General features: G+C 63.1%; 10 protein-coding genes. 5 read left to right on the forward strand and 5 right to left on the reverse strand.

The genetic code is table 11. The annotated features are described in order from the left end of the window. Nucleotides 1-5 precede the first annotated feature (5 nt). Nucleotides 6-890, forward strand: a complete 885-nt coding sequence (gene mmsB / locus AC1DYC_RS09080) for a 3-hydroxyisobutyrate dehydrogenase (RefSeq protein WP_477405590.1) — start codon at nt 6-8, stop codon at nt 888-890. 283 nt (nt 891-1,173) lie between these two features. On the opposite strand, the gene AC1DYC_RS09085 is transcribed toward mmsB, so the two are convergent. The 5 genes from AC1DYC_RS09085 to AC1DYC_RS09105 form a co-directional block, all read right to left on the reverse strand. Then, nucleotides 1,174-1,815 (reverse strand): cytochrome c oxidase assembly factor Coa1 family protein, encoded by a 642-nt coding sequence (locus tag AC1DYC_RS09085; protein ID WP_477405592.1) that lies wholly within the window; start codon nt 1,813-1,815, stop codon nt 1,174-1,176. Between the two features lie 84 nt (nt 1,816-1,899). Continuing rightward, on the reverse strand, nt 1,900-2,268 hold the full coding sequence (locus AC1DYC_RS09090; protein WP_477405594.1) for a hypothetical protein: 369 nt from the start codon (nt 2,266-2,268) through the stop codon (nt 1,900-1,902). Between the two features lie 145 nt (nt 2,269-2,413). Continuing rightward, nucleotides 2,414-3,793, reverse strand: coding sequence for an aspartate aminotransferase family protein (locus AC1DYC_RS09095; protein WP_477405596.1), 1,380 nt, complete (start codon nt 3,791-3,793; stop codon nt 2,414-2,416). Nucleotides 3,794-4,062: 269 nt separating this feature from the next. Beyond that, nucleotides 4,063-6,132 carry a prolyl oligopeptidase family serine peptidase gene (locus AC1DYC_RS09100; RefSeq protein ID WP_477405598.1) on the reverse strand — a complete coding sequence of 690 codons (2,070 nt, stop codon included), beginning with the start codon at nt 6,130-6,132 and terminating at the stop codon, nt 4,063-4,065. Nucleotides 6,133-6,241: 109 nt separating this feature from the next. After that, nucleotides 6,242-7,417 (reverse strand): MFS transporter, encoded by a 1,176-nt coding sequence (locus AC1DYC_RS09105; RefSeq protein WP_477405600.1) that lies wholly within the window; start codon nt 7,415-7,417, stop codon nt 6,242-6,244. A 267-nt stretch (nt 7,418-7,684) separates the two neighbouring features. Between AC1DYC_RS09105 and AC1DYC_RS09110 the strand changes: the two genes are divergently transcribed. The 4 genes from AC1DYC_RS09110 to AC1DYC_RS09125 all read left to right on the forward strand — a co-directional run bounded on the left by AC1DYC_RS09110 (nt 7,685) and on the right by AC1DYC_RS09125 (nt 14,094). Next, nucleotides 7,685-9,262 carry a trimethylamine methyltransferase family protein gene (locus AC1DYC_RS09110; RefSeq protein ID WP_477405602.1) on the forward strand — a complete coding sequence of 526 codons (1,578 nt, stop codon included), beginning with the start codon at nt 7,685-7,687 and terminating at the stop codon, nt 9,260-9,262. Between the two features lie 166 nt (nt 9,263-9,428). Further along, nucleotides 9,429-9,914 (forward strand): endonuclease domain-containing protein, encoded by a 486-nt coding sequence (locus AC1DYC_RS09115; RefSeq protein WP_477405604.1) that lies wholly within the window; start codon nt 9,429-9,431, stop codon nt 9,912-9,914. After that, nucleotides 9,911-12,481 carry a GcvT family protein gene (locus tag AC1DYC_RS09120; protein ID WP_477405606.1) on the forward strand — a complete coding sequence of 857 codons (2,571 nt, stop codon included), beginning with the start codon at nt 9,911-9,913 and terminating at the stop codon, nt 12,479-12,481. Before AC1DYC_RS09115 ends, AC1DYC_RS09120 begins: the two co-directional genes overlap by 4 nt. Nucleotides 12,482-12,561: 80 nt before the next feature. Next, nucleotides 12,562-14,094 (forward strand): ArnT family glycosyltransferase, encoded by a 1,533-nt coding sequence (locus AC1DYC_RS09125; protein WP_477405608.1) that lies wholly within the window; start codon nt 12,562-12,564, stop codon nt 14,092-14,094. Nucleotides 14,095-14,129 lie beyond the last annotated feature (35 nt).

Consider the following 14,129-nt stretch of genomic DNA (forward strand, 5'->3'; position numbering starts at 1 on the left):
CCGCTATGACCACCATTGCCTTCATCGGCCTCGGTAATATGGGCAATCCGATGGCTGCCAATCTCGTCAAGGCAGGACATGCGGTGAATGGTTTCGACCTTATGCCGGAAAACCTCACCGTCGCCCGTGAACATGGCGTGACGGTGATGGCTAATGCCGTTGCTGCGGTGAAAGACGCCGACGTCGTCATCACCATGCTGCCTGCCGGCAAGCATGTGCTCTCCGTCTATGAGGACATCGCTCCCAAGGCCAAGCCGGGCGCTCTGTTCATCGATTCCTCGACCATCGACGTAGAATCAGCCCGCAAGGCCCATGCCGTCGCCAGGAAGCACGGACTGCATTCGATCGACGCCCCTGTCTCCGGCGGCACCGGCGGGGCTGCCGCCGGCACGCTGACCTTCATGGCCGGCGGCACGAAGGACGCCTTCGCGAAGGCCGAACCGATCCTGAAGCCGATGGCAGGCCGCATCGTCCATTGCGGCGACGACGGCGCCGGCCAGGCGGCAAAAATCTGCAACAACATGATGCTCGGCATTTCGATGATCGGCGTCGCCGAGGCCTTCGTGCTGGCTGAAAAGCTCGGCCTCTCGCATCAGGCGCTGTTCGATGTCGCCTCGACCTCGTCGGGCCAGTGCTGGTCGCTGACCACATACTGCCCGGTGCCCGGCCCGGTGCCGGCATCGCCGGCCAACAGAGACTACAAACCGGGCTTTGCCGCGGCACTGATGCTGAAGGACCTGAAACTGTCGCAGGAAGCCGCGCAAAGTGCCGGCGCGGTGACGCCGATGGGGGCCGAAGCAGCCCAGCTCTATGCGCTGTTCAACGCCCAGGGAAATGGCGGCGCCGATTTCTCCGGCATCATAAATTTCCTTCGCGGCAATTCTCTATAAGTTTCGAATTTTGCAGCGGTTTTCTCGATTTTTATCGCGCGGAAAAATTGCAAATTTAGATTTGCTTAAGCTCTCGATAACCCGGCGGTAACGATGTGCCTATACAACGGACAGCGAGGCGGACATATCGCATCCGCCCGGCGCTCCGGATCAGGTCTCGCGTACCGGAGCCCGTAAGTTTCGCAAGTGTTTTGTTGGCGAAACGCCATGCGTATCTGGCAAAGCCGCGTTCCCGATGGGACGCGGTTTTTGCGTTTCTAGGAACTATTGCTGCGTCGTCCGATTATATTTTGGTTGCCGCCCCTGGACTGCCGATGTGATCCTCGTCAACCAGCACGATCGGCGCCCCTCCGGCCATGACGACAAGCAGGCGCAGGTTCCATTTTCCCGCGCTGCGCACGGCATGCGACATCACCCAGCCCCATCCATGGCTGCCATGGACGGGAACGCTGAGCTGGGCGTCGCCCGAGCCGTCTCCGACGACCTGGACGCTGCCGACCACCCAGTAACCAGCGTCAATATCCTCACCCAGCGCGGCCTTCACGCGGTCATCGGCGCGCACCGTCTCCATGGTCAGCCGGTATGCGTCGCTGTTCTTTATCATGCGAGGAACGAGGACGATCACGGCGGCGATACTGAGAAGCGAGACTACGAATAGGCTGAAGCCGGCGATCGCCCAGTTGCGTTGCACTCTTCGAAAATGCTCGGCATCGCGCCAGGACACATTCTGCCACGCCCAGCGGCTGCCCTTGGCGCCCAGCACGAAGAGCATGACGATGTTGACCAGCGGCACGAACATCAGCAGCGCGATGAACGTGTTGTTGGCGATGCCCCAGATCCAGTTGAGGAAAAAAGCGCCCCAGTTCCAACGGTTGAGTTCCGGCGGAATTTCAGCGGGCTGGTTGAGCGGTTGTACGGCCATCATGTCCCCCATCGGCAAATATGCCTCAGCGGGTTTTAGCCTATGGCCCCGAAAACCGGAATCGGTTTTCGCTTCACCCTCAAGCCGTCATGAGCCCTTTGACGACAGCCGGCGGAAATTCGCTCTCACCGCGCGGCTGGCAGGCTTCAGCGCCGCACTGATCGACCGTTCCACGGCTATGCCATTGAACAGCGACGGCGTGCGGCCGGAAAAAACCTCCGGCCAGAAGCGCGCCGTCGATTGCAGCAGCGCCATTTGCGCGGCAAACGCGCCTTCGGCCACCGCCGTTGCCTTTTCCTGCACCGCGCGTGCGGTTTCAGGGCTCCAGCCCCGGCCGCTCTGTGCGTCTGCTGCCATCAGCGGCAGGCGCATCATCGCCACCAGCGGCGCCAGCATCAAATCCTGGCCGATCGCTGCCGCTTCCAGCACCCGCCGGCTCTTACCTGTCTTTGTCATGAAAATGCCAACCCCAATGCAGCCGGTCTTGGCCGGTCCCGCAACACTACGCGCGACGAGGGCTATTCGTTCCCTCTTATTCACCACGCAAGTTGCATTTGAGGCCGGGCGCCCGGATCGCAGGGCGCCCGGCGATTGTTTTCGCCTACTTCTTGCGCAGATCCGCTTGCGCCAGATCCAGCGCCCTGGCGATGCGGTCGCAAGCCATGTCGATCGTCTCGCGGGTCCAGACCAGCGGCGGCGACAGGATCATCGTGTCGCCGGTGGCGCGCAGCATCATGCCTTGGGCGATCGCATGGTCGCGCACGGTGACGGCGGCACTGCCCGCCGGCAGGAAGCGCTCCTTGGTCGCCTTGTCCTTGACGATCTCGATCGCCCCCATCAGCCCGATCGAACGCACCTCGCCGACCAGCTCATGGCCGGCGATACGCTCCTGCAGTGCCTGGGCGAAGTAAGGTCCCGTGTCGTTCTTGACCCGGTCGACCAGGCCTTCGCGCTCCATGATCTCGATGTTCTTCAGCGCCACCGCGCAGGCCACCGGGTGACCCGAATAGGTATAGCCGTGATAGAATTCGCCGCCCTTCTCGACCAGCGTCGCCGCGATGCGGTCGCCGACCAGCAGCGCCGAAAGCGGCTGGTAGCCCGAGGTCAGCGCCTTGGCGGTGGTGATGGTATCGGGCTCGATGCCGAAGGTCTGCGCCGCAAACCATTCGCCGGTGCGGCCATAGCCGGTGATCACCTCGTCCAGCATCAGCAGCACATCATACTTGCGGCAAATGTGCTGCACTTCCGGCCAGTAGCTCATCGGCGGAATTTTTACCCCGCCCGCGCCCATCACCGGCTCGCCGATGAAGGCCGCGACCTTGTCGGCGCCGGCTTCGAGGATGGCGTCCTCGACCGCCTTGGCCGCGCGCAGGCCGAATTCATGGTCGCTTTCGCCGGGCAGCGCCAGCTCATAGGCATAGGGCATCATCACATGGACGATGTTGGGCACCGCGCCGCCGAGCTGCTTGTGCATCAGATCCATGCCGCCGAGCGACGTGCCGGCGACGGTCGAGCCGTGATAGGCCGACTTGCGCGAGATGATGCGGTTCTTCTCCGGCTTGCCTTCCAGCGCCCAGAAATGGCGGACAAGCCTGAGTGCCGTATCGTTCGCCTCCGAACCGGAGGAGCCGTAAAACACCTGGCTGACATGCTTAGGCGCCAGCTCCGCCAACTTCTTCGACAACAGCACCGGCGTCGGGGTCGAGCATTTGAAGAAGGAGTTGTAGTAGGGCAATTCCTTCATCTGCGCATAAGCCGCATCGGCCAGCTCGTCGCGGCCATAGCCGACATTGACGCACCACAGCCCGGCCATGCCGTCGAGGATCTCGGTGCCGTCGGCATCGTAGATGAACGGGCCGTTGGCGTGGGTTATGATGCGCGAGCCGGCCTCGCGCAATTCCTTGTGGTCGGTGAAGGGATGCAGATGATGCGCGGAGTCGATCTGCTGAAGCTGCTTCAGCGAATAATTCTGATAGGTCATGTCTGGAATCTTTCCTCTGAAATCATTCCGGCGATGCCGGGGCGAATTCGTCAGAGGACGGCAGGCGGTGAATAGCCAATGCGGGCGCACAGCCGTAAAAGCTCGGCACGCAACGTGCGCGGTGACGGTGTCACCGCGACCCGAAATACGCGAGCCCCAAAGGCGCTGACCCCAAATGGGCTGACCAAAGTCCTGACGAGAGCCATGGCCGCACCTTAGAGCAAAGGCTGGTCGAGGTGAACCACCCTTTGCTTGGCCCACGAGGGGGCCTAGGCCTTGGCGGACAACGCCCGCTGCAGGAAGACATACTTCATTGCGGTTTGCGCGGCCTGTGGCCGGCGGTCGCCGCGCCCACCATGGCCGCCCTCGGTTTCCTCGAAGAACAAGGTCCTGTCGTGCCCGGCTTCCTGCAGCCGCGCCGCCATCTTGCGGGCATGGCCGGGATGGACGCGGTCGTCGGCAGTCGATGTCGTCAGCAGCACCGGCGGATAGGCTGCATCGGCCGAGACGTGCTGATAGGGCGAGTAAGCCCCCAGCCATTTGGCGTCTTCCGGCTTTGACGGATCGCCATATTCGGCCATCCACGAGGCGCCGGGCGGCAGTTCGGTGTAGCGCAGCATGTCGAGCAACGGCACCTCGATGATGACCGCGCCGAACAGCTCTGGGTGCTGCGTCAGGGAAACGCCGGTCAGCAGACCACCATTCGAACCGCCCTGGATGCCGAGCGAGCCTGCCGTGGCGATGCCGCGCCTGACGATATCTTCGGCCACCGCGGCGAAATCGTCGAAGGCAGTCTGACGATTGCCCTTCAGTGCCGCCTGATGCCAGGCCGGCCCGAACTCGCCGCCGCCGCGGATGCAGGCCTGGACATAGGCATTGCCCTTTTCCAGCCACAGCCTGCCGCGCACGCCGGCATAACCGGGCAGCAGCGGTATTTCGAAGCCGCCATAGCCGTAAAGCAGCGTCGGCACCGGACCCCTTTGGTCGCGTCGCCTGACGACGAAATACGGGATCATTGTGCCGTCCTTCGAGCGCGCCTCGAACTGTTCGGAAATCAGCGGCGCGGCATCGAAACGTGCCGGCTGCGATTTTACGGTCTCCAGCGTCTTGCCGTCGTCGTCCGACCAGATGATCGAGCTCGGCGTCAGGAAATCGGTGAAGGAGAAGGAGACGCTGGCGCCGAAATGCTCGGCATGCGCAATGCCGACATTGCCGTTTTCAGGCAGCGCCACCGGCTTCAGCGACCAACGTTCGCCGGTGCGTTCGGCGACGATGACCTTACCGCGCACATTGTCCATCAGGTTGATGAACAGCCGGTCCTGCGTGCGGGCAATGCCGGCGATCGACACGCGATGCGCCGGCTCGAGCATGGTTTCGACAGGGCCCAAGTCGCCGGTGTCGATCCAGCGTTCGAAATCCAGGGAATAGAGGCCGTCTGGCAAGCATTCAGTGCCGTCCGGCGCCGTCCACGGGGTGCGCACGCCGAATACAAACCGGCCCTTGAACAGAGCACTGTCGGTGACATCGTCCGGCAATGGGATGCGCCGGTTTTCGCCCGATGGCAGGCGCAGAAAACTGTGCGAGGAAAAGAAAGCAAGCGTGCGGGCCAGAAACAGATACTGCTTGCCGCTATCATGCTCGACGCCTGCACCGGCCGCGAGATCCTGCTTCTCCGCCTCGAAGATCGGCGTCGCATCCTCCAACCGGGTGCCGCGCTTCCACAGCTTGACGATGCGCGGATAGCCGGACTGGGTCTTGTCGTCTTCCTCGAAGGCGGCCGAGACAAGGACAGTGTCCTTGTCCAGCCAGGAAAAGCCGGATTTCGAGGCGGGAGCGCGGAAACCGCCCTCGACGAAGGATTTGGTTCCGATGTCGAATTCGCGCATCTCGCTGGCATCGCCACCATCCGGCGACATCGCGACCAGGCAGAGGTTGAAATCGGGGTAGAGGCGGCTGGCGCCGCTGAACACCCACTTCACGCCCTCCTTGGCCGACAGCACGTCGAAGTCGATGATCGTCTCCCAATCCGGCTTCTCCGTCTTGTAAGAGGCGACCGTCGTGCGGCGCCAGAGGCCGAGCACATTGGTCTTGTCCTGCCAGAAATTATAGACATGGCCGTTGAGCGCCGCACCGACCGCGATGTTGTCTTCGGCCGTCATCAGGTCGAGCGCGGTCTCGAACGCCGCCTGGTAGGACGGGTCGCCTTGCAGTTCGCCGACCGTCAACTCGTTCTGACGGTGGACCCAGCCGAGCGATTCCTTGCTGGTCCGATCTTCCAGCCAGAGGAAATTATCGTCCGCAGCGGCCTCGGTCTGGCGTTTTGTCGTCGATTGGGTCACGCATGGTCTCCAAGCTTTTTGTCTGGCGGCCCTGCCTACATCGCGTCGCAGGCCGTTTTATTCAAGATGGTGACGTCAAGGTAAACCCTCCCCGCCGCTGCTCAGCCCGTTATGAGTTTTTACGGCTGGCGGAGCGGTAGAGCGCAAAGCTCACCAGCAGCGCGTCAAGGCTGGCGATCACAACGGGCAGGCCGAGCGGACCGATGAGCTGCATCAACGCACCGGCGCCGGGCGGGCCGACAATGCCGCCCGCGCCCCACATCAGCGCGAAAGCGGCGTTGCCGGCGACCAGCACCGTTCCCTTGAAGCGGCTGCCAAGTTCGACCAGCGCCATGGTGTAGACGCCGTAGCCGACCGCGCCCATGACCACCAGCACCGGCCAGACCAGCGGCGTGGTGATCAGCATCGGAAGCGACAGCGCGCACGCCGCTGTCGCCAACGCGCAAAACACGATCATCGCCCGGCCGCCGAAACGTTCGGCCATCAGCCCGAGCGGAATCTGCAACAGGATATTGCCGGCCGACAGCGCCGTCACCAGCGCCGCGAGCTTTGCCTCGGGAAGCGCGTAGCCAGTGCCGAACACAGGGATCAGCGCATAGGTGCTCTGCTGCACCGCCGCCGACACCAGCACCGCCAGAAGCAGCGCCGGCGCCAGCCCGGCAAAGCCGAAAAGGCCGCTGGCCGGCTGGCCGTCATCCTCGAAACCGGTCAGCTTCGACGACACGGCGCGCAGGATCAGCGCGCAGAGCCCAAAGCCTGCTATCGCGGCAATGAAGGGCGGCCATCCCGAGGCGCCGACAGTGATCAGGATCAGCGGCCCGGCCGCATAGCCGGCGCCCATCAGCGCGTTGAACACCCCCATGACCCGACCGCGCCGCGACGGCGGCGCCAGCGACAGCGCCCACACTTCCCCAAGCACATAGAGCGGGTTGATGACCACGCCGACAAGAAAGCGGATGACGAACCAGGCCACCCAGTCCTGCAGGTAGCCGATCCCCAGAAAGCACAGCGCCCCGATCAGCGAACAGCCGACGGCGAGGTTGCGCGCGCCGAACAGCCGCACGGCCGCCGGCACGAAGGAAGCCGACAGGATGAGGCCGACCGGCATCATCGCGGCTGACAGGCCGATTAACGCCGGCGACATGCCTTGCCGCTGCATCAAAAGCGTGAACAGCGGGTAGCTCAAGCCTTGCGCGGCCCCGAACATGGCAAGAGCGGCGGTAACGCCGGCCAGCGCCGCCCATTGCGTTGCCGCTTCGCCCTCGCTCGATTCGGTCGCGGCCATGCTGCCTTCCCAATGAATTGCCGGCCCAGCGGCAAACCACTTGAGCTAGCGGTTCGATTCAGGGAAAGGAAGAGCCGCGGACGAAATCCCCTTGCGCCAAGGGTCGTGGTGGGCGCGTCCTGTCAGCCTATTCCCTCAGGCTTGTCAGCTGTCCAACTGCCGTTCCGGCATGTCGCTTCCCTCGTCCTAGTGGTCGCCGCCTCCGCAATGGCCGGAGAGCCGCCGGTCCATTATGCCGCCCGCTACCTGCATCGTACGAGGACCATCATGACCGCCGCCCTGCATCCAGCCGAACCGCCTTTGGCAACCGACCGCGCCCGTCGCGGTGGCCGTGCGGGCAAGCGCGCCGGCGGCTCGGCCGCCTTCGAACAGCCGGCTTTCCGGCAGCTGAGAAACCCGCTGACGCCGACCAAGCTGGTCTCAGACGACGAGCTGGAATCGATCCATCTCGCCTCGTTGCGCGTGCTCAGGGAAATCGGCGTCGACGTGCTGCACGACGAAGCCCGCCGCATCATGAAGGAAAATGGCGCTGACGTTACCGCCGGCAGCGAGCGGGTGCGCTTCGACAGCGACATGATCCTCGAACTGGTCTCGAACTGCCCGTCGGAGTTCACGCTGCATGCCCGCAACCCGGCGCACAATGTGCGCTTCGGCGGCAACAATGTGATCCTGTCGATGATGGCCTCGGCGCCCAACTGTTCCGACCTCGACCGTGGCCGCCGCCCGGGCAACCAGGCCGACTACCGAAACTTCCTGCGCCTGGCGCAGATGCACAACATCCTGAACTGCACCGGCGGCTATCCGGTCGAGCCGACCGACATCCATCCGTCGGTGCGCCACCTCGAATGCATCCGTGACCTCGCCACGCTGACCGACAAGGTGTTCCACATCTATTCGCTCGGCAAGGAACGCAATGTCGACGGCATCGAGATCGCCAGGATCGCGCGCGGCATCAGCCATGAGCAGATGCTCGAAGAGCCGTCCGTCTTCACCATCATCAACACCAACTCACCGCTGAAGCTCGACGTGCCGATGATGGAAGGCATCATCCAGATGTCGAGCAAGGGCCAGGTCGTCGTCGTCACGCCCTTCACGCTGTCGGGCGCGATGGCGCCCGTCACCATCGCCGGCGCGCTGGTGCAGCAGAATGCCGAGGCGCTGTCCGGCATCGCCTTTGCTCAGATGGTGCGCAAGGGAGCGCCGGTCGGCTATGGCGGCTTCACGTCCAATGTCGACATGAAGTCCGGCTCGCCGGCCTTCGGCACGCCCGAATACATGAAGGCACAGCTGGTCGGCGGCCAGCTTGCCCGCCGCTACAAGATCCCCTACCGCACCTCCAACACCTGCGCCGCAAACACCGTCGACGCGCAGGCGGCCTATGAAAGCGTGTTTTCGCTGTGGGGCGCCATCCAGGGCGGCGGCAATCTGATGATGCACGGCGCCGGCTGGCTCGAAGGCGGCCTGCGCTGCTCCTACGAGAAGACCATCCTGGACATCGACCTGTTGCAGATGGTGGCGGAGTTCCTAACCCCGCTCGACCTGTCCGACGAGGCGCTCGGCTTCGACGCCATCCAGTCTGTCGGCCCAGGCGGCCATTTCTTCGGCACCCAGCACACGCAGGACCGGTACAAGAACGCCTTCTATTCGCCCATCCTTTCCGACTGGCGCAATTTCGAGACCTGGGCCGAAGCCGGGTCGCCGACCGCGCTGGAAAAGGCCAACAAGGTCTGGAAGGAACGGCTGGCGTCCTACGAGGAACCCTATATGGACCCGGCGATCCGCGAAGAGCTCAACGACTTTGTCGAAAAGCGCACGTCCGAAGGCGGCGCGCCGACCGATTTCTGATCATCTGTGTTGGTTTGATGAACTGATCATTCGTATGGATTTGATGAACGGTCGACCCCCACTCCGTCGAGCTGCGCTCGACACCTCTCCCCCGATCGACGGGGGAGAGGAAGGGCGTGAGCTTATGCAGGCTGGCTCCCTTCCTCTCCCTCCGGAGGGGGGAGAGGTGGCGCCGCGAAGCGGCGACGGAGTGGGGGAAGGCGCTCATCAAACCCGCAGCCGCCGAAAAATAGGGACAACGAAGCGAGCGCGGAATCTCAGGCAGGCTGGCAACCAGGCGGAGGCCTTGCTTTGGCTGGAATTGAAGGCTCGCAAGCTTGGAGGCCATCGCTTTACGCGCCAGCTCTCCATCGGCCCCTTCTTTGCAGACTTCGCCTGCCGCGAAAAATGGCTTGTCGTTGAGGTCGACGGACACCAACACGCCGACAGTTCCTATGACCGCCGCCGCGACGACTTCATGCGCGCGCAAGGCTATTCGATTCTGCGCGTCTGGAGCCATGACGTCCTGAAACATCGCACTTCCGTCTGTGAAACCATCCTTGCCGCGCTTGATGGCAGGCTGGCCGAAAACATCACTGCATCCGATCTGCGCTTTGTTTTCACGCCCCGCCCACTCGAATCAATCTCTTCAGAAACGGACCCATCTTTATGAAATCTCACGTCAAAGCGGTTGTCATTGGCGGCGGCGTCGTCGGCTGCTCGGTTCTCTACCATCTGGCCAAGGCCGGCTGGACCGACATCATGCTGATCGAGCGCTCGGAGCTGACCTCCGGCTCGTCCTGGCACGCTGCGGGCGGCTTCCACACACTGAACGGCGATCCCAACGTCGCCAAGCTGCAGGCCTACACTGTGCAGCTCTACAAGGAGATCGAGGAGATCTCCGGCCAGTCCTGCTCGCTGCATTTGACCGGCGGCGTGATGATGGCCGATACGCCCGAGCGCATGGACTTTCTGCGCCTTGCCCACGCCAAGGGCCGCTATCTCGGCATGGACACCGAACTCATCACGCCCTCCGAAGCCAAGGCGATGTTCCCGCTGATGGACGAGACCAATTTCGTCGGCGCCATGTGGGACCCGGTCGAAGGCCATCTCGACCCCTCCGGCACCACCATCGCTTACTCCAAGGCAGCCAAGAAACTCGGTGCCGAGATCTTGCTGCGCAACCGCGTCGTCGATCTGACGCAGCAGCCGGACGGCACCTGGAATGTCGTCACCGAACAAGGCACGGTCCACGCCGAGCATGTCGTCAATTGCGGCGGCCTGTGGGCGCGCGAGATCGGCCGCATGGTCGGCGTCGAACTGCCGGTGCTGGCGATGGAGCACATGTACCTGCTCACCGAGCCGATGCCGGAGGTCGAGGAATTCAACAAGTCGACCGGCCGCGAAATGATCGGCGTGCTCGACTTCAAGGGCGAGATCTACACCCGCCAGGAGCGCAACGGCATCCTGCTCGGTACCTATGAAAAGGCCTGCAAGCCGTGGTCGCCGGTCAACACGCCGTGGGATTTCGGCCACGAACTGCTGCCGCCGGATCTCGACCGCATCGCGCCGTCGCTGGAAATCGGCTTCAAGCATTTCCCCGGCATCGAAAAGGCCGGCATCAAGCAGATCATCAACGGCCCCTTCACCTTCGCGCTGGACGGCAACCCGCTGGTCGGCCCGGTGCAGGGCCTGACCAATTTCTGGTGCGCCTGCGCCGTCATGGCCGGCTTCAGCCAGGGCGGCGGCGTCGGCCTCGCACTGTCCAACTGGATGGTGCATGGCGATCCGGGCTTCGACGTCTGGGGTATGGATGTCGCCCGCTTCGGCGAGTGGGCCGGCCTGCGCTACACCAACGCAAAGGTGCGCGAAAACTATTCGCGCCGCTTCTCCATTCGCTTCCCCAACGAAGAGCTGCCGGCAGCGCGCCCGGCGCAGACCACGCCGCTCTACGACACCATGGTCGCCAACAACGCTGTCATGGGGGACAGCTGGGGTTTGGAAACGCCACTGTGGTTCGCGCCGAAGGGCAAGGAGCCGAAGGACGTCGTCTCCTTCCACCGTTCCAACGATTTCGGGCCTATCGGTGAGGAAGTTCGCGCCACGCGCGAAAACGTCGGCGTCACCGAGATTGCCAACTTCGCCAAATACGAGGTGTCGGGACCTACAGCTGAGGACTTCCTCAACCGCCTGATGACCAACCGCATGCCGAAGATCGGCCGCATCGTGCTGACGCCGATGATCAACGAATTCGGCAAGCTCATCGGCGACTTCACCATCGCCAAGGCCGGTGAAGACCGCTTCATGATCTGGGGTTCGTCGGCCGCGCAGAAATACCACATGCGCTGGTTTGAGAAGCACCTGCCGAAAGACGGTTCGGTGCGCATCCACCGCTTCGACCAAACGTTGGTGGGTCTTTCGATCGCCGGGCCGAAATCGCGCGACCTCTTGCAGAAGCTGGTCGATGTCGACATCTCGACCAAGGCGTTCCGCTTCATGGACTTCCGCGAAATGGCGGTCGGCGGCGCGCCCTGCATGGTCAACCGTATCACCTATACTGGCGATCTCGGCTACGAAATCTGGATGGCGCCCGCCTATCAGCGCCTGGTCTACAAGGCGATCAAGGACTCTGGCGAGGAGTTCGGCCTGGTCGATTTCGGCATGCGCGCTCTGCTGTCGATGCGCCTGGAAAAGAACTTCCCGACCTGGTACCGCGAGCTGCGGCCGATCTACGGGCCGTTCGAAGGCTCGATGGACCGCTTCATCAAGCTCGAGAAGAACGACTTCATTGGCCGCGACGCCGCCGCCAAGGAACAGGCGGAAGGACCGAAACTGCGCCGTGTCTCCTTCATCGTCGATGCCGCCGATGCCGATGTGATGGGCGACGAGCCGATCTGGGCCAAGGTCAGCAAGGACTATGGCACGGTGGAAAAGCCGCATGGCTATGGCGCGCCGCGTTTCGACAAGGCGGGCAAGGAAGTCCGCGGTTCGAAAGCCGCGGAAGGGGCTTCGGCCGTACGCGGCATCGTCGACGGTGACTGGCGCGTGGTCGGCTGGGTGACATCGGGCGGCTATGCGCATTCCGTGCAGAAATCGATGGCGCAAGGCTATGTACCGGCAGCGCTGGCCGAAGACGAAAGTGCTGGCCTTTTCGAGATCGAAATCCTCGGCCACCGGCGTTCCGCCCGCATCAATGTCGAGGCGCCCTTCGATCCGAGCGGCGAGAAGATGCGGACCTGAAAGGCGACAGCGTTTGCGAGATCGTGTAAGGGGCCTTCGGCAGTTGGCCGCAGGCATTCCTCGATGAGAAGACGATCCCCTTGCAGTATCTAGAGAAATGGACGGACTGGCTGTGTGAAGGCAAAGTCGGTCCCTTCAACGCCGCGCTTGTCTGTCTCGCGGTCTATTGCCTCGTCCAGATCGTGGTAATGGCGCTGTTGTCCCACATCGTCGGAACCGGCGTCGGCGTCGACGATTCCGAACAGCTGATGTACATGCACTACCTCTGGGCCGGCTATGGCGGCTCGCAGCCGCCTCTCTACACGTGGCTTGCCCGCCTCGTCGCGGGCGTGGTCGGGACGAACATACTCGCGCTCAAGATCGTGAAGTACTTTCTGATCGGAGTGGCGCTGGCGTCGGCTTTCATCGCTGTCCGCCGTCTCGGCTATTCCAGCCGGGCTGGCGCCGCCGCTATGTTCGGCCTGCTGTTGTTTCCGCAGATGGTGTGGGAGATGCAGCATGCCCTCACCCACTCGATTGCCGCCTTCTGTTTTTCAGTGGTGCTGTTTCTTGCGCTCGTCGAACTGGTGCAGCGGCGATCGCTCACCGCCTATGTGTTGTTCGGTGTGGCTATCGCTGCCGCGATCCTGTCGAAATACAACAATGTGATTTTTCTCGGCGCGCTGGTGCTGTCCACCCTGTCGCTGCGTGAAACACGCGGCGCGATCCTGCACCGCAACTTTCTGCTCAGCGTGGCACTGGCCGTGCTGCTTTGCCTGCCGACATTCTACTGGAGCCTGACTCACACCGACCAGGTCCTATCGCACGCCGGCGGTTTCGGCATGGCCAGGGAAAGCGTGATCCTGAACGCGTTCTCCGGAGTGTGGGGGCTGGGCAAGGCTATGCTGAATTTCGCCCTTTTGCCGGCCGGGATATTCGCGGCAGCTTTTCTCATCGCGAGGAACAAGCCAGCGCCGGCCCTGCAACCGGCGCCATGGACCGGGAAACTGGTGTGGCGCACGATCGGCTTTGCACTTGGTATGACGGTCGTGCTCGTCCTGGCGAGCGGCGCGACGCAATTTCGCGATCGCTGGATGCTTCCCATCCTTGTGTTGCTGCCCGTCGCACTCGCCCTCCGCATGGACATCAAGGGCGATAGGGGCCGGAAGTGGCAGGAGATCATCGTCTTTGTCGGCGCAACGCTTGCCATCCTGGTGCTGCCCTTGACCTGGTACACGCACCTTTATGGCGGCGACAGCCGCGGCAGCATCGCGCGTGTGGACTACAATTCGCTCTACAGCCAGTTGACGGCAAACGGACCGATACGCACCACCGTATCGAGCTGGCACTGGTTGGGAAATCTGCGTCTGGTCGACCCCGATCTCGTCGTCCTCGATGGAGAATTGCCGGACTTCGGCCAATTGCTGAAAGAGCCGGCGGTGTTCGTCACAGCAGACGACAGGGTGGGGGTCGAAACTATCCTCAAACTGCTGGATCAGGCCGGCTACGCAGCGGATGGCCCGCCGCAACAGCTGACCGTGCCCATGCTGTTCGGCAGCGACCCGCCCACCCGCACCGTAACAGTCACGCGGCTGAAGAAAGTGGCGGCCGCAGCAGGCGCGGCACCACAATAGCATCGGCAGGGAGGCCTCGGGTGGAGAAGCAAGGG

It is taken from the genome of Mesorhizobium sp. P2_E7 (genome assembly GCF_056403855.1).